The organism is Bacteroidota bacterium, from assembly GCA_016720935.1.
In the GTDB taxonomy this organism is placed as follows: domain Bacteria; phylum Bacteroidota; class Bacteroidia; order AKYH767-A; family 2013-40CM-41-45; genus JADKJP01.
The window spans coordinates 54,396-73,215 of sequence record JADKJP010000004.1; the positions used below are offsets into that span (position 1 = coordinate 54,396).

An 18,820-nucleotide genomic window follows, 5' to 3' on the forward strand; every position below is an offset into this window, starting at 1 on the left:
ACTTATGATTAGATATTGTTACCTCTTTGTGATCATGTTGACTATTTCGACATTTTCAAATGGACAACATGCAAATGTACACAAGACCCGAATGGGTACAAGTACACTGATCAGAAATGGAAACGGAAACGGCAATTCATCAAATTCTGTTGGCGACCCTTCTATTTTTGGTCAGAATGTCTGGAATGTGTACGCGTGGAATTCTACCGGTTCTGACAGCTGGGATATTGGTTATGCAGGTTACTATGTAGACACTGCATTAACAATGAACACGCTTGATTATTGGGATGGCGGTCTGAGTCCATCATATGCATTGAATTATCAGGGAGACACGGTGACTGATGAATATCACTCGTTCTCCGGCAAACGAAGAGGCTTTCCTTTTGGACGCTATCAGATTAACATCCCTGCACACGATGACTACGCCTATGTGTTGATTGATGGTGTTGAAGTCTGGAATCACGAAGGTTGCTGTGACGCGCACAATGATGTGTGGGAAGGTGTACTGAATGACTCTTCTACAATTGAATTCAGAGTGATGGAATTTGGTGGTGGATCCTATGGTATTATTGAAGTGATTCCGTTGGTACTCACCGGTCATGCAGCAGCAGCTTTTATTCAGTGTCCGAACGGAACAACTGATCTGACCATTTCAGCCACAGGTGGTTTTCCTCCATATACCGGTTTAGGAACCTTTACTGTAAGCGCAGGAACATATAGTTATAACATCGTTGACAGTTTAGGTAATACAGCTTTGTTTACAGTTGAAGTACCGGACGCTCAACCCGATTCGATAATCACTACAAGTGCGCCTGCGAATTTCTGTGAAGGTGATACTATCACACTGACCGGACCAGCCTATGGTTCCGCGCTCAATTTCACAGGAGGATCACAACGCGTGGTAATTCCATTCAATTCACCCGAGACAGATTATACTTATGAATTGGATTTCAAAACTACTGAACCAAATATTGGCATTTCAAGTGTTCGTGACGGGGACCTGAGCGGAAATTTTGACCGTGACCTGTATCTTTCCAACGGACAGATCTTTCACCGCCTTTGGTCAGAGGAAACAATCAACTCATACAGTCAGAATTATGCTGACGGTCAGTGGCACCATGTTGCGGTTGTTGTAGAATCCGGCGTAGGACAAAGAATCTATGTAGATGGATTCCTGGTTGCAACAGGCGTGATGGATCACTCAGATTTTAACTGGGATAATACCATCAATGTTGGTTATGGCAATGGTTGGATGGATGGCAGTATCGACAATATCCGAATCTGGAATGTTGTGAGGACACCGGCTGAAATTATTCAGGATCAGACACTGCATGCTTCCGGTTCGATCGCAGGACTGATCGGCAACTGGAACTTTGATCAATCTGTAAACGATATCGTTGTAAATACAGTGGACAACTCTGAAGCGACACTTGTTGACGGAATGAGTTTAAGCTCTCATAACTCGAATACCTATTTGTGGAGTACCGGAGAAACTACTGAAAGTATCACTGCATTCGCAACCGGAAGTTTTTCTGTAACAGCAACAACCGTGAATGGTTGTGTTGTAAATTCTCCTGTAACAGAACTCACGATGTTCACCTATCCTACTGCACCAGTTATTTCAACTTCTTCTGCTCTTGCCTTTTGCGAAGGTGGAACAGCTGAATTCACCAGCAGTGTTTCACAGGGAAATCAATGGAACAAAAACGGAATTGCTCTGAGCAACGACACGAATGCAACATTGACTGTTTCAGAATCCGGAATCTATTCTGTGACTATCACTAATGGTGGTGGTTGTTCAAGAACATCGAATGAAGAAACAGTGGAAGTGTACGCGGCGCCATTGACTCCTGTTATTGATCCTGCAGGTGCTGCTCCATTTTGTGATGGAAGCAGCGTGGATTTGTCTGTACTCAATGGAATCGCGGACCGTCGATTTGCATCATCTGTCATTTCATTTAGTACAGAATACGATCCCTATGACTGGGGTATTGTCCAGGTTCTAGGTGCGCCCGATGTATATCCGGTTTATGGAGACATCGAAACCGCCTGGGCTCCTGCAGAAATGGATGAACCCGGAGAATTTCTGGAACTGGGCTTCAGTCATCCTGTACCCATTAACTTCATCGATATTTATGAAACGTTGGGACCCGGAACCATTGACAGTGTCTTTGTGAAAAATCCGGGAACAGGATTGTATGAAAATGTTTACACTGCGATTCCGGGGTATGCCGGAGACAGCGCTCGTATGCTGCACATTACTTTCCCGACAACAACCTTCCCTGTATCTGAAGTCAGAATTACGATGGATATGTCTGCAGTTGCCGACTGGAATGAAATCGACGCGGTGGCAATTGGAAACAGCACTCCATCCTCCTACTTATGGTCTACGGGAGAATCAACACCGATCATCAATGTATCAACAAGCGAGAACCTGACGGTGTCTATAACGAATGCATTGGGATGTACTTCTGTATCTGACCCGATCAGCACAACTATGAATCCAAATCCGGTTGTTTACGGTGGTCCTGATATGTATTCAGGGGAATGCAACACCACATTCACATTAAACGGAGGAACACCAACAGGTGGTATTTATAGCGGAACAGGAGTGAATGGAGCATATTTCACACCATCCATCGGTGCTGGAACCTATCTGATAAAATATTCTTATACAGATGCCAATGGCTGTAAAGGCAGCGCAATTACTCCAATGACAGTTGTGCCCGCACCGGTAGTAAGTCTGCCCGCATTTTCAAACATGTGTACAGACGATCAACCGCTCGTACTTAACGGTGGTCTACCTGCAGGTGGCGTATATTCCGGAACAGGAATTACCAACAACACCTTTGATCCGACTATTGGAGCAGGAACTTATGCTATTCATTATTCATACGAAGACGCATACGGATGCAGCCAGGAAGCAATACAAAATATCACAGTAGATATATGTACAGGTATCTCGTCTGCTGAACGAAACAAAATAGCATCCATATACCCGAACCCGGTGCATGGCAAAGCAAAGATCGAATTTAGCTCTGATGAAGAATTACTTTCACTTGAATTCTACAATGCTACAGGATCAATAGAATTGACTAAAGCATTTAATGAAATCAAATCGCTAAAACAATTCGAGATTGATTTAAGTGAATTCCCGGCAGGAGCATATTTGCTTCGAATAATAACTAAGAATGGCTATATAAACAAAAGGGTGATTGTTCAATAACACACAAACGGCTAAAACTAAAAGCGCCTGTGGTCTGAGATGACTGCAGGCGCTTTTTTTTGATATAACTGTAATCATATTTTCCAGAGCTCAAATTAAATCATACATTTATCTCTATGAAAAATATCTGTTTTATAATTTTCTTCGCCTCCTTATTCACTATTGCTAATGCCCAGGACTGTACTAAGGAAATGGCCGCCGCGCAACCAAGTATTTTTGAAAAAGCAACCGGCGAAAATAGTATCCGAATGAAAGATCCTGCTTTGATGAAAACGGGCGAAGAAATTAACACCATGATCCTGTCAGCATTAAAAGGAGCAAACGGTTTGCATGGATTTACAGATGTGAAGAACGATGCACGCAATAGTTGTGGCGGATTGACATCTTTCCAGGCATACCTCTACGCCTACAAAATACATTGTCAGAAGGGACCTGAGAAATTCAGCTGGAAGGGAATGTGGAATTTTGAAATTATGTGTGAGGCAAACAGTATCTTAAATATTGCCGAAACAGTGCACAATGATGATATTGGAACCGGCAGGAATAAAGATATATGTGTAAACAATTCCATTGTTTATGTTACCAAATACAAGCAAAACCAAACCCTGCTAAATGGTTATCCCTACTATGACTCGAATTCTTATTGTGACGGAGTACTGGTAACAAAACCCGGTGTCCCCTTTTTCCTCCCGGTAACCCGACGGGAATATCTTGTCCTGTTACGAAAAAATACGGAAGCAACATTACTAAAGCTTAAAAAAGACTTTGCTGGCTTTCAGAAAGAAAAGACTCCGGCTCAGCCCGGTTCGGAAATTTACAAATCCAATAAGGAAATAGAAGATCAGTATAACACTTCGATTGACGGCATTACAAAAGGACTTCAGGAAATTGACCGCTTTTCATCTTCTCAGAATGAAGTATGGATGACAAAACCATGCATCACAGGCCACCTGCTTGAATTACCGTTATACAATTCTTTTGACAAGGAAAAAGAATATTTTCAGGAAACCGATGACGCGGGAAAGGCATGGATGATCATCAATCCTGATTATATAAATAAAAACATCCCGCCTACTGCTCCACAGTTTTTTATGTCAGATGGGTAAAATCAAAAAGCAACTTCGACAAAGAAAGAAGTATTGCCGAAGCAAAAGCCGCTGAGCTGTTTAAAGCCAATTTTAATTTCGGGAAACTAGCTTCACTGTTAAAATAATTTGACCTATTTCGCTGGATAAAGTTTCTAAAATTTCAATATACGTACATCCAGACTTGAACAATCTATTCGATAACCAATTTTACCAACATCCTCTTTCCGGAATCAGTACTAATTTTACAAAGCAATACGCCCTTTGCATTTGCAGTCAAATCAATCGAACAATTTTCTCCATGCGGAATTTGTTCGTCTTTATAAATAGTTTCACCAAGCAGATTTACGATTTCGATATTACTTATTTTGGATGTCGAAGAAATAAAGTTAAATTTTCCATTCGATGGATTTGGAAAAACAGAAACCCGATCAAGTTCATTAGGCTCAAACACTGAAACAAACTCATCTCCATGAGCGATGTACAAATCATTCTCAGGCCAGGAATTCGTTTGCGAAACTGCGAAAACCAAATAAGATGCATTGTCTGATACAGTAGGTTGCGTTTTCCAGGTAACGGTATCCGCAATACCCTGAACGAGATTAAAGGAACTCAGGGTGAAAGAATCTGTGAGTGATGCACGGGTGTATTCATATAATCTTGATGGTTGTCCGCTTAGCTTTAAAGGCATAAAAAAGGATAATCCGTCTTTGGATAATTGTCCCGGACTGGCAATATAATTCATTGGCATTGGAAGGATTCGAACAAGGTCGAAGGATGTGGGTCCCGATCTTGTTAATTGAATTATTTCATTTTGTACTCCCACAACATACAAATAAAGTTCATTCTGCGATTGATCGAGTGATGGACCGGAAAAAAAAGAGGTTGTAAAACCATTCAGAGTAATAATAGAAAAACTCGAAAAAGGTAATGAGGTGGATGTACGGTGACCATAATATAAAGCGCCGCCACCAGAACCATAATAATCCAATTCATCATCCGATAACCAAATTGATAAAATAGAAACGGGAAGACTGACAGGAACCGGAGAAGAAAATGGGGCCGTTGTGGTTAATCTTTGGGAGAACATGATCTGATTTCCGGATGCTGAATTTACATAATACAAATGAAGCGCGTCCGGAGACAGCCATGGATAAGCATCAGCAGCGGTAGGATCATTTAGTTCATCAATTGTGCGTACAGTATCGTAGATAAGTGAATTTGAATTTGCAGTATTAAGCATTGTCGAATGGCGAAGAAGGTTAAGAGCTGACGGAGACTCAAATTTATCACCGCCTGACCAGCCATTCATGTCGGGATTTTGCCCTGATAAAGCAACAACTAACAATTGCAAAAACAAAAAAAGTGGTAAGATTTTTTTCATGTTGATTTAGTTTAAAAATTAAAGATCGGATTATTTGTCCCAGATAACAATTAAATTTCAGAAGTTAACTAACAAAAAATATCATGAATCAATAACCTGAATAATGTGAAGATAGAAAAATTTCCTTCCAAACGACAAATATCAAATAAAAATGACAAAATAATTTTCAAAAAGAAATCATTCAGACTATTTTTGAAAATGAATGGGTCCGTATCTTAATCAATCATTGAAAAGGTCGAATTAAATGCAATTGAATAATAAAACCAAATTAATCATTGTAAAAAGCATCCACACGTTTATCTGGATATTTTTTAATGTCGTAATGTTCTATATGCTATTTGCGGTCATCACGAATAAACTGGATCTCTGGTTGTGGATAGGCTTCGGCTTGTTTGTGCTGGAAGGAATCACCTTGCTCCTGTTTAAATTTTATTGCCCATTAACACTTATCGCCCGCAAATACTCTGATTCCACAAAAGACAATTTTGACATCTATTTACCAAACTGGCTGGCAAAATACACCAAGCTTATTTACACATCGCTGCTTGTCATGATACTGCTTATGACAATCTACAGGTTACTGTAACAACCACTTCAAATTCCACATAAATCACATTTTCGAAATCATTCCTTTTACACCATCCATAAATTTACATGATAATCCTGCGAAATAGTTTGGTATCAGATTTTTTTTTATCTTGGAGAATATAAATATTTAGCCATGGATAGATTTTCTCAAAAAGGATTCCTTGTGATTCTGTTTTTATTTTTATTTCTGAATAATAGCAAAGCGCAATCCGGTTTATGGACCTGGGTACATGGCGACAGTGCTTATTATACCCTTGCCCGTTATGGAACACGTGGGATTCCTGACAGCAGCAATGTTCCGCCGGGATTATATGCTTCCGTGTTTTGGACTGATCACAATGGTAAATTCTGGATTTATGGCGGCAAAGATTATAGTAGCGGGTATTTTTCCGATATGTGGATGTTTGATCCTGACACAAGAGTTTGGACCTGGATGAAAGGCGATAGCGGAGCAGTGAATCAAGCACCGACATTTGGTATTAAAGGAGTATCCTCTCCATTGAATTCTCCGGGTTGTCGTGGATTAGGCTCTCCGGCATGGACCGACAGTACAGGCAATCTATGGATGTATGGCGGTTATACAAAACAAAGAACCGGATCATTTCCATACAGGTATATGTCTGATTTGTGGAAATATGATATACAAACAAACGAATGGACCTGGATGGATGGCGATTCTCTCCCGGGAAATCTTGTACTCGGGGTAAAAGGCGTTCCGGCTCCAACCAACTCGCCAGGTTCTCTGGCTGAATGCTCCGATTATTGGACAGACAGCGAAAATAATTTTTGGTTCTATGGTGCAGGGCAGGATTTCTATTCCGCGTATTACCTCTGGAGATACAATCCGAACACCGGTGACTGGACATGGATGTCGGGTGGTACCAATTTTGGTAACGCGCATTATGGCACGAAAGGAGTTTTTGACAGCCTGAATTGTCCGGGTGCACGTTTCGCCCACACATCATGGCAAGGTAACGATGGAAAATTCTGGCTTTTTGGAGGAAGTTTTGACGGACTGGTCTATGATCAATTTTTAAATGACCTCTGGTGCTACGACCCTCAGATCAATCAATGGGCATGGTACGCTGGAGATGATTCCTTATCCGACATTGCTCACTACGGTCCGGAATGTCATCCAGGTGATTCGCTTACACCCGGAAATGGAATTGAAGGAAGAGCTGCATGGATCGACGATCAGGGTAATCTCTGGAAATTCGGAGGAAAGTATGAGGTGCCCGGTAATGCCTATACGTTGAATCAATCTTTACTCTGGTGTTTTGTAATGGCTGATAAAAAATGGATGCTGGTAAACTCTCCTGTACCGGATCCTTCCTTTTCTTTAGATGCTCAAAGACGTTTTGGAGTCCTTGGACAAGCCGATATCAACAGTCATCCTGGAGCACGATGTGGAACAGCGAGTTTCAAAGACCGGAACGGTGTGTTTTATATGTTTGGTGGTCTAACAAAAGTACCGGTCACAGGAATGGACGTCACTGTTAATGATATGTGGAGTTACGAACCTGATCCTTCCTGCCTCCAGCTTGCAGGTATAAATGAAAATAAAAGTTCAGAAGAAGAATTGATTGTTTTTCCGAATCCGGCAAATCAGGTAGTACATATTGAACAAATTAAAGGACTCAGGTATTTGCATATTGAACTAATAAATATACATGGACAGGTTGTTATGGACAAGAATGCCGGACTTCAAACCGAACTGAATTTACAAAATATGGCTCCGGGAATTTATTACCTAATTCTCCATAATCATACTGAAAATAAATATTTAAAATTGATCGTTCAGTAAATTGCACTACCATTCCGTTAAAATTAAATAAGTGCGCATTTAACAGGCTCTATACTACAATTTATATTAGTATCCTGACAAAAACTACAGTACTTTGAAAAAATATATACTCTTCACTTTATTTACATTATACTATCTTAATGCTTCTTCACAACATATCTTTCAAAGGAAGTATTACCTCCCCGACTCTATCTATTATTCCGCTGTCAAAACAAAAGAACGCTTCGACGGAAAATTTGTAAACATGACTATTTATAGCAATCTAACTTTCCCTTCAAGCCAGATTCACCTTACAGAAATTGATCAGGCAGGTCGATTACAATGGTACAAACGGTATAACGACTTAACTCAATATTCTTTTTATAACGATCTTGACATGCTTCCTGGCGGCGAATTAGCAGTCGTTGGACAAACCGCGGGAAGTGCAGCCACTCTGGTACTTTTTGATTCTTCAGCCAATATAACTGGCGCTTCAGCACTGTTTACCAGCGGAACATCGAATTTCGAATCCATTTTTCATTCCAACACAAACGAATTTGTGATGTGCGGCGGTCTTCGTCAGCCCGACAACGCTGTTGTATTTGTTACAGATCCTTCAGGAAATTTAATCCGTGAAAATGAATATCAGGTAAACGGAAAGCCTACGCATTTTCAGGAGGGGTTACTACTTAAAAACAACAATCATCTCTTCGCGGGACAAACCTATCCTGAAACAGGTAATAACTGGAAGTCACAACTTGCATTAATGGTAACAGACAATTCAGGAAACCCGGTATGGGGGCTTCAAACAGGAGATACCGCATACTCGATAAGTCCGTTGGTAGCATTTGAACTCTACGACCTCAGCATTGTTGTTGTAAGTATTTACACAACCACAGTCGGCGGCTTATCAACTTTTCCCGTTATCACAAAACTCTCATTTGACGGACATACGCAATGGGCAAGAAAAATAACCAGTCCGGATTTCCTTTCCATAACCTCTGCGGCTCTTGTGGGACAAGACAAAATTGTTTTGACAGGATTTAATTTGCCATCCGGAACTCCGGAATCAGCAGTTATCGCTGTGTGTGATACTTCAGGGTCAGTTCTCTTCACAAAAGGGGTTTATGAGAACATATTCGGTGTGGATGGGAAAGACATCACTGCCTGTGCTGATAGCGGAATTTTGATCTCCGCCTCCACTCCTGTTGGCAATGGATTTTATTTTCGATACCTCATCAAAACTGATAATGCATTCAATTTTCATTGCAATGAAAATACAATACAATTGTCTGACACTCCAATCGCATCTTATGACAGCAGCGGATACAATCAATTTACATCCACGTATACAATTAACCAAATACCTTTAAGCAACTTTCAATTTACGCTGGAAAACCCAATAGAAACGGATGCGTGTGATCCAAGCGATATTTCTGTATTGCCAATTTCCACAAATAACCTGATAGCTTATGTAAAAGAAAAAAATCTTGCTCTTAATTTCACAATGAGCCACCCGGATGTTTTGCTATTTGAGTTATTTGATCTTTCCGGCAGAAAAATACAGGAGCAATCCATTTTCGTTTCCGAAGGTGCTTCTCAAATTAAATTGCCATTAACAAACCTGACAAGTGGAATTTATATGGTCACTTTGCATTCAGCTAAAAATTACTTTGCTGCAAAATTGATTATAAATTAGATTGACTTCACTTCGAGCTTTCGCCTTGTGGATTCACCACTTCAGACTGCCATTCAAAATGGAAGACTAATTGAATCAAATTTCCTTCAAACAGATATTTTCGAGGGCAATAAATTTTTCTTTAGCTCATCCCCCGCCTTTCTTTGATTTCACACCTTTGTTAAAATGTGTTATGAAAGCTTTTAACATGGCCCAAAATTGAACACTTAAAATAAATTGACTCTTTCATTCGTCAATTCTTCCCGCTCAGCAACATTTAATTCCGGAATCAGGCTCACCAGAGTAAGCTTGCACAAGCTATTTCAAGGTCAAATAATTTGGATTTCATATGACTGATTGATAGCCAGATAAAGTGAGACAATCAAATTTCTATGTATTTCCTGCTCTAAAGCCAGCCAAAACAATAAAAACATGAAAACAAAATTACCCTCATTTATTTTTTCCATAATTTTCGTTACCCTTTTTCAAATAAATTCTACTTATGCTTTCGGTGAAAATAAAGACTCGCGTATCACTTTTCTAAGAAATGAAGGCCAGTGGGACAATAAAATTCTTTACTGTGGGCAATCAACAGCAACTCGTGTTGCATTTCTCTATGACGGTTTAAGTTTCTCGCAACCGGGAGAAGAAGTAGAGCTTCCTGATGGTACAGAAGATCATCCATTTATAGTCTGGAATATGAAATTCGTAAATCCGGAAAGTGACATGGAAATAATCGGTTCAGATGGAAAGAAAAGTGTTTACTCATATTTGTTTGGCAATGACCCTGGCAAATGGGTTGTTCATCCTGAAGAATTCACGCATCTAAAATACCAATCAGTATTTAAGAACATCGATTTACATTTTTACGGCTATGGAAGTGAGTTGAAATATGACTATATCGTACATGCCGGTGCAGACGTTCAATCCATTCAAGCTTATTATGAAGGTGTGAACAATTTATCCATTGACCCAAAAGGTGAACTGGCGATTGCAACAGATTACAACATTCAACTTCAAAAAAACCTGTCGCATGGCAAATCATCAATGGCACAAAACACTTCGTTGAAGTAAATTACACCATGATCAATGACACAACTTTTGGGTATGAAGCTACGACAGGATACAATAAAAATTACGACTTGATCATCGATCCACTTTTTCAGATGGTATGGAGTTCATATACTCGTGCAACAGGCGCTGGAAATAATATTAATTATTGTTTCAGTAATGCAATGGACCGTAACGGAAATGTATATCTCACAGGAATTTTCGACGGCTCCATGCCGGTCACAGCGGGAGCATATTCCGGGGCCGGAAATGTTTTCCCCGAAATATTTGTAGCCAAATTTTCCAGCGATGGAACCACCATGCTGTACGGTACATACTTGCCCGGAAACTCTTCTGAATTCGGAGCAGGAATTGCGGTTGACGACCTTGGACAAGCCTATGTAACCGGGGTTGTTGATTTAAATATCACAGGAATCACAAATTTTCCATCTACCGCAAACGCTTATCAACCTGTACACAATAGTGGTTCCGATGCATTTTTAACTGTGCTTAACGCGACTGGTACCGGATTAGTGTATTCGTCATTTCTTGGCGGTACAGGAAGTGAACAGGCCTATGGTATTACATTGGGCGGCCCTGGCATAGCTTATATTACAGGTAACACATCTATAGGAAATTTCCCGGTAAAAGCGACTTCAGTATTCCCAACCGGGGACAAAGATGCATTCGTCGCGAAATTTGATATTAACCAGTCTGGCACAAACAGTCTGATTTATTCTGTAAGATTAGGAGGAGGTTCATTCTGCAACGTTGAAGGTCGTAGTATCGCGGTAAACAGTTCAGGTGAAGCATTCATCACGGGAAAAATTTTCAGCAGCTTTGGAACACCTCTCTTTCCGATTACATCAGCAGCATACAATTCCGTTTTCAATACCGGGCAAGACGGAGTAATGACCTTCGTGACAAAATTAAGTTCTACTACACCGGTCACACTGGAATACTCGACTTATGTAGCTCCCGGAACAGGAAATGCGATTGCAATACACCCTTCAACCAATGATGCATTTGTTGTTGGATCGACGAATACTTTTGCATTTCCGATCACGCCGGGAGCGCTTCAACCTTTGCATGCCGGAAATAACGGGACGGATGCTTTTGTTGTAAGACTCAATGCAAGTGGAAACAATCTCGTTTACTCTACATTTTTAGGAGGGTATCGGGAAGACGTTGGAACAGGATTAGCTGTAAATTCTCTTGGAGAAGCATATGTCACAGGTATCACCCAAGATTCATTCCCCACTTCCATCGGCGCCTATCAGCATGACAATGCAGGAACATACGATTTCTTTATTGTGAATCTGAATACAACAGGCACCGGTTATGGATGCGGAGGATCAACTTATGTAGGGGGAAGTGACGCCGATTATTCAGGAAGTGTTTACGATTACCCTTCACCGCATCTTTCTCTTCGTGATCATGGTGGCAACAACGATACGATTTGTGTAAGTTCCACATCTCATTCCCAAGATTTCCCAACAACACCCGGAGTCTATGAGCCAACTAAAGTAAACAGCAATGCTGACCAACCTGTTTTCTTTAAGATGTCCTGTTTTACTCCCGGAAACATTCCATCAGTTCAAATGAGTAGCAGTGATACAGTTTGGTGTTCAAAAAAAGCGATTGATTTCTTTGATGCATCCACTAACAATCCTACATCATGGACCTGGTATTTTCCCGGAGCTGTTCCCTCCACTTCAACAGCGCAGAATCCAACTGGAATCTATTATGCAAATGGAGGAACATTTGACGTGACTTTGGTTGCATGTAATTCTTTTGGTTGCGATTCAACGACCTTTCCTGCTCATATTACTGAATTCAATCCGCCCGCTCAACCCCTGGTTAGCATCAATGGCGATACATTATGTACCGGAATTTACTCAACTTATGAATGGTTTGCTATTTCAAATCCTGGTGTAACCCTGTCAACAGATCAGTGTTTTATAGTACCTGTATTTGGAAATTACTCAGTTATGGTAACTGATTCAAATGGATGCCAGGCTACTTCAGAATCCGCGATTACCGGAGTAGCAGAGAGTTTTTTGAATCAAACTCCCATAAAAGTAATACCCAATCCTTCTTCAGGCATCTTCTCAATTGAATTCAATTTAAGTCATCCACAGGAAGTCTCAATAAAAATTGTAAATACACTTGGTCAGGTAATTCTTGAGAATAAAAAAGACGAATTTGAAGAAGGAATCCAAAATATCGAATTTGATTGCCAAGGACTTCGTAATGGCATATATTATTGCTTGATTACAATTAACAACAACTTACAAGTAATTAAACTGATTAAAAATTAATTGTCCCACACTCACTTTAGGCATTCGGGCAATCCTTATAAATTATTTTCAGAGATATAATTATTCTGCTTAACTTTTTACAGATTGAACAATTAATAAGCTGCATTAAGGCAGGCTTGAGAATGTATTTAAGCAGACGATAAAAGAGATATCTGCATTTTTCGTTCAATGCTGTGATTGTTTTTTTGTGTTATGACCGAAATCATGATTGCCGTTCATCATTGGTCATGTCTGTAAAAGCTGCCACAGTACTACTTTTAGACTTTCCCCCGGAAATTTTTTCTTACGCTAATTAAATTCAGTTATGCGTTTTCAAAAAAGGGGAATCTCACAGAACAACAGAATTCAACTTGCGCTAATTCTGGTTTGTACTTTTCACATTCCTCCTTGAGTTAATTCCAAAAAAACTTAACAACCGGAATTGTTGTCTTTTTTTCACTGCGACATCACAATTCCCTTAATAAAAATCACAACTAACATTAAAAGAGAAATTAATTATGAAAAACAAACTAACTATCGCACTATTACTTTCCGCACTCGCTTTTGTGTTCACAAGCGCTATGCTATCAAGTAATGGAAGAGCGGGAAAAACAGGTGCTCCCGGTGAAACAACATGTACCAGTTGCCATGGCGACTATGCGCTGAATGGCGGCCCGGGTTCAGTCACTATCGCTGGTATCTCAGGTGGATCGTATATCCCTGGTACTACTTACAACATGAGCATCACAGTTGCACAAACAAACTTCCCCCTTTTTGGTTTGGACTGCGAAGTCTTGACATCTGCAAATACAAATGCAGGAACACTTGCCATTACAAACGCGGTAGAAACAAGATTGCTTGCCGCAACTGTAAGCGGTGTCAGTCGTCAAAATGTTGTTCAGGCTGCCGGAGGCGGACAAACACTGAACTCACACACATTTGCTTTTAACTGGACAGCACCCGCTGCAGGAACTGGCACTGTTACATTTTATTACACAGGAATGGCTGCGGATAATACTGGTGATGAAATAAATGATTATGTATACTCAGGATCACTCGTATTGACAGAAGGTGGCGGTTGTACAACTCCTGCACAACCCGGAACAATTGCCGGAGCGACTACTGTTTGCTCAGGTTCCTCCCAAACCTATTCCGTTGCCGCAGTCAGTGGCGCGACCGATTATATCTGGACATTGCCAGGTGGCTGGTCCGGAACATCTACAACGAATTCAATTACAGCAACCGCAAGCAGCACTTCCGGAAATATTTCGGTTGCAGCTCACAATACCTGTGGAACAAGTACCGCACAGGTTTTAGCTGTTACGTCTTCAGCAAGTGTTACTCCGGGTGTTAGTATTGCCGCAAATCCGGGAACTACAATTTGTTCAGGAACAAGTGTAACATTTACAGCTACTCCAACAAACGGAGGGACAACACCGTCTTACCAATGGAAGCTCAATGGAGCTAATGTCGGAACGAACAGTGCTACCTATACAAATGCAGCCCTTGCCAACGGAAATACTGTCAGCTGCGTAATGACTTCGAATGCAAATTGCGCTTCCCCGACTACAGCAACCTCGAATACTCTAACGATGGTAGTGAACGCAGCCGTAACGCCTTCTGTTTCGATTGCCGCTAATCCGGGTACAACTATTTGCGCCGGAACAAGTGTAACGTTTACTGCCACACCAACCAACGGCGGAACAACACCTTCATACCAATGGAAGCTCAATGGAGCCAATGTCGGAACGAACAGTGCTACCTATACAAATGCAGCGCTTGCTAATGGAAATACTGTCAGCTGTGTGATGACTTCAAATGCAAATTGCGCTTCACCGGCTACTGCAACATCCAATACATTGACGATGACGGTGACCCCAGCCGTAACTCCTTCTGTTTCTATTGGCGCCAATCCGGGTACAACTATTTGCGCCGGAACAAGTGTAACATTTACAGCCACACCAACCAATGGCGGAACAACACCTTCATACCAATGGAAACTCAATGGAGCAAATGTTGGAACAAATAGCGCTACGTATACAAATGCAGCTCTCGCAAACGGAAATACTGTCAGCTGTGTGATGACTTCAAATGCAAATTGTGCTTCACCGGCTTCCGCAACATCCAATACATTGACGATGGTGGTGAACGCAGCTGTTACTCCTTCTGTATCTATTGGCGCTAATCCGGGTACAACGATTTGTGCCGGAACAAGTGTAACGTTTACAGCTACTCCTACAAACGGTGGCACAACACCTTCTTACCAATGGAAGTTGAATGGAGCCAATGTAGGAACAAATAGCGCTACGTATACCAATGCGGCTCTTGCCAACGGTAATACAATAAGTTGTGTAATGACATCAAATGCCAATTGTGTCTCTGCGGCAACTGCAACTTCAAATACACTTACAATTGTAGTAACCACTTCCATTACACCTACAGTCAGTATTGCACCGGCACCGGGTAACACAATCTGTGCTGGAACAAATGTCACGTTTACTGCTACCCCAACGAATGGAGGAACAACTCCGGCATATCAGTGGAAATTGAATGGTAATAATGTTGGAACCAATGCTTCAACCTATTCCAACAGTGCTTTAGCGAACAACGACCAGGTAAGCTGCGTAATGACATCTAATGCAGGTTGCCTTTCAACTCCAACAGCTACTTCCAATACTATTACAATGGTTGTAAATGCTGCAGTCACTCCTTCTGTGTCTATCTCCGCTAACCCTGGCACTACCATTTGCTCAGGAACAAGTGTAACCTTTACAGCTACGCCAACAAATGGCGGAACCACACCATCCTATCAATGGAAACTTAATGGAGCAAATGTTGGGACAAACAGCGTTACTTACACAAATGCAGCTCTTGCGAATGGAAATACCATCAGCTGTGTATTGACGTCTAATGCCGGTTGCGCTTCACCAACCACAGCTACATCAAATACCCTGACAATGGTGGTAAATGCTTCGGTGACACCTGCAGTTTCAATTGCAGCAAGCCCCGGCACGACAATATGCTCCGGTACCAGTGTTACTTTTACAGCTACTCCTACAAATGGTGGCACTCCATCCTACCAGTGGAAATTAAACGGAGGAAATGTTGGCACCAACAGCGCAACGTATACAAATGCATCTCTTGCAAGCGCTGACGTAGTTTCATGTATCATGACATCTACAGCAGCATGTGCATCTCCACTCACTGCCACCAGTAATTCACTGACGATCGTTGTAAGCGGAACAGTTGTTCCTGCAGTTAACATTACCGCAAATCCCGGCAATACAATTTGTGCAGGAACCAGTGTTACATTTACCGCTACACCGGTAAATGGAGGAACAACTCCATCTTACCAATGGAAATTAAACGGCGGAAATGTTGGAACCAATACATCTACCTATACCAATGCCGCACTGGTAAATGGTGATCAGGTGAGTTGTGTCATGACCTCTAATTCCGGTTGTGCTTCACCTTTGACAGCAACATCCAATGTGATCACGATGACTCTGACAACCTCAGTAACACCTGGCGTGAGTATTTCAGCAAATCCAGGAGCAACAATTTGCCAGGGAACCAGTGTTACTTTCACCGCCACTCCGACAAATGGCGGAACAACTCCGGCCTATCAATGGAAGTTGAATGGTGCAAATGTGGGAACAAACAGTAACACATATACAAATGCAGCTCTCGCCAATGGCAACACGGTTTCCTGTGTGATGACTTCAAATGCATCTTGTGTTTCTCCTGCAACAGCAACATCGAACACGGTTACAATGGTTGTCAACGCTTCGGTCACCCCATCGGTATCCATTACTGCGAATCCAGGAACAACAATTTGTTCTGGTACGAATGTGACATTTACAGCTACTCCGGTTAATGGAGGAACAACCCCGGCCTATCAGTGGAAACTAAACGGAACCAATGTTGGCACAAACAGCAATACGTATTCAAACTCCGCATTGGCAAATGGCGATGTTGTTTCTTGTGAACTCACTACCAATGCTTCCTGTGCAACAGTGTTAAAAGCAAATTCAAACACGCTGGCTATGGTGATTTCTACAGGAACCACTCCTGCAGTGAGTATTTCTTCCATTCCTTCTACAGCAGTTTGTCCGGGTACTACCATCACTTTTACAGCAACTCCGACAAACGGAGGAACAACTCCCGCTTACCAGTGGACGCTGAATGGTGTTAACGCAGGTACAAACAGTCCTGTTTTCGCAAGTAATGCATTTGTAAATGGAGATCTTGTACAATGTACCATGACCTCAAATTCTACTTGTGCATCTGTTCTAGTGGCTACGTCAAACAGCATTAATGTTGCGATCAGCGCGCTTCCTCAGCCAATTATTAATGCAGGCGGCCCGACAAGTTTCTGTCAAGGTGGTAATGTTGTGCTCACAGCTTCCTTTGCTGATGCAGCGTCCTATTCCTGGACTCCGGGAGGTGCAACTTCTGCAAGTATCACAGTTACATCAACAGGAACATATACTGTAACCGGTACGAACACGTCAGGTTGTTCCGCTGCTTCAAGTCCTGTTACTGTAACAGTGAATCCGTTGCCGGTTGTTACATTATCCGCTTTTGCCCAAGTATGTTCAACTGATGCTTCATTTGCGCTTACCGGCGGAAATCCTGCAGGAGGAACTTATAGCGGAACAGGTGTAACCGGAGGAAATTTTGATCCTGCAGTTGCCGGAATCGGAACCTTCCAGATTACTTATTCATATACAAATACTGCCGGATGTTCCAATACAGCATCAGCTTCAATCACTGTTACAAATTGTGGCGGAGGCGGTTGTACAACTGCTCCATTGCGACCAGGCTACATCAGTGGACCAGGCAATGTTGTTTGTGGTCAAACCTCAGTGACCTATTCAATTGCTCCTATAACCGGTGCAACCAGCTATAATTGGACAGTACCTGCAAACGTTCAGATTGTTTCAAATACCGGAACATCGATCACAGTTAACTTCCTTCCAGGATTCCACGATGGCGATATCCGGGTAACAGCAAGTAATGCATGCGGAACGAGTCCGGCACGCAGCAAGCACATTGAAACAGGCAACATGAACACTTCCAGAATTATTGGCGAAGAAAATGTATGCCCTGACCAGCTTATCCAGGTGTACAGTATTCCTGCTGTAATTGGCGCAACTTCTTACTCATGGACAGTTGGTGGTGGAGCAAGTTTTACTGCAAACCTCAACTCAATTACTGTTGACTTTACGGGAGTAACAACTGAGCATGTACTGATTCGTGTACGTGTAACGAATGCATGTGGTAACAGTCAGACCCGTTCACTGTGGGTGGAAGTGAAAGACCATTGTGACGGTGATGATCACGATCGTAAAGCCGGAACATTTAATCCATCCCAGATTCAATGTGGCATTTACCCGAATCCAGGCAATGGACAATTTACAATTCAGGTTACATCGATGATCCAATCGAATTGCATTATCAGCTTGTACGATTTAATCGGCAATGAAGTTGTTAAGAATTCAGTTTCACTTACAGAAGGAATCAATACCGTTGAATTCAATGCAACAAATGCAACTCCAGGCATCTATTTCCTGAAAATAGCAGTTGTTAATGGAGAAACCCAAACAATTCGTTTGGTCATTGACAAGTAAATAGAAGATTAGGAATTAAATTAAAAAAGGAGGCTGCTTTGAAAAAGGCAGCCTCCTTTCTTTGTCATTTTCCAAAATACCTTACCAAATTTT

General features: G+C 41.6%; 9 protein-coding genes. 8 read left to right on the forward strand and 1 reads right to left on the reverse strand.

All coding sequences use genetic code 11. From position 1 onward, the window contains the following. The first annotated feature begins 4 nt into the window (after positions 1-4). Positions 5-3,226, forward strand: a complete 3,222-nt coding sequence (locus tag IPP86_04480; protein MBL0137772.1) for a T9SS type A sorting domain-containing protein — start codon at positions 5-7, stop codon at positions 3,224-3,226. A gap of 116 nt (positions 3,227-3,342) precedes the next feature. Beyond that, positions 3,343-4,332 carry a hypothetical protein gene (locus IPP86_04485; protein ID MBL0137773.1) on the forward strand — a complete coding sequence of 330 codons (990 nt, stop codon included), beginning with the start codon at positions 3,343-3,345 and terminating at the stop codon, positions 4,330-4,332. 172 nt (positions 4,333-4,504) lie between these two features. Here IPP86_04485 and IPP86_04490 read toward each other — a convergent pair whose 3' ends face one another. Continuing rightward, a complete protein-coding gene (locus IPP86_04490) occupies positions 4,505-5,695 on the reverse strand; it encodes a T9SS type A sorting domain-containing protein (GenBank protein MBL0137774.1) in 1,191 nt (396 codons plus the stop codon). Positions 5,696-5,945: 250 nt separating this feature from the next. Here IPP86_04490 and IPP86_04495 point away from each other — a divergent pair, with 250 nt between their 5' ends. From IPP86_04495 to IPP86_04520, 6 genes are all read left to right on the forward strand, one after another. After that, positions 5,946-6,281: a hypothetical protein gene (locus tag IPP86_04495; protein ID MBL0137775.1), complete on the forward strand. Its 336-nt coding sequence runs from the start codon at positions 5,946-5,948 to the stop codon at positions 6,279-6,281. A gap of 135 nt (positions 6,282-6,416) precedes the next feature. After that, positions 6,417-8,087, forward strand: a complete 1,671-nt coding sequence (locus IPP86_04500; GenBank protein ID MBL0137776.1) for a T9SS type A sorting domain-containing protein — start codon at positions 6,417-6,419, stop codon at positions 8,085-8,087. A 94-nt stretch (positions 8,088-8,181) separates the two neighbouring features. Further along, entirely contained in the window at positions 8,182-9,765 is a 1,584-nt protein-coding gene (locus IPP86_04505) for a T9SS type A sorting domain-containing protein (protein MBL0137777.1), read from the forward strand. Between the two features lie 411 nt (positions 9,766-10,176). Further along, the gene (locus IPP86_04510) at positions 10,177-10,818 is read left to right on the forward strand and encodes a hypothetical protein (protein ID MBL0137778.1); all 642 of its coding nucleotides are present in this window, start codon (positions 10,177-10,179) and stop codon (positions 10,816-10,818) included. A gap of 8 nt (positions 10,819-10,826) precedes the next feature. Continuing rightward, positions 10,827-13,115 carry a T9SS type A sorting domain-containing protein gene (locus IPP86_04515; protein MBL0137779.1) on the forward strand — a complete coding sequence of 763 codons (2,289 nt, stop codon included), beginning with the start codon at positions 10,827-10,829 and terminating at the stop codon, positions 13,113-13,115. Positions 13,116-13,612: 497 nt separating this feature from the next. After that, on the forward strand, positions 13,613-18,727 hold the full coding sequence (locus IPP86_04520; GenBank protein ID MBL0137780.1) for a T9SS type A sorting domain-containing protein: 5,115 nt from the start codon (positions 13,613-13,615) through the stop codon (positions 18,725-18,727). The last annotated feature ends 93 nt before the right edge of the window (positions 18,728-18,820 follow it).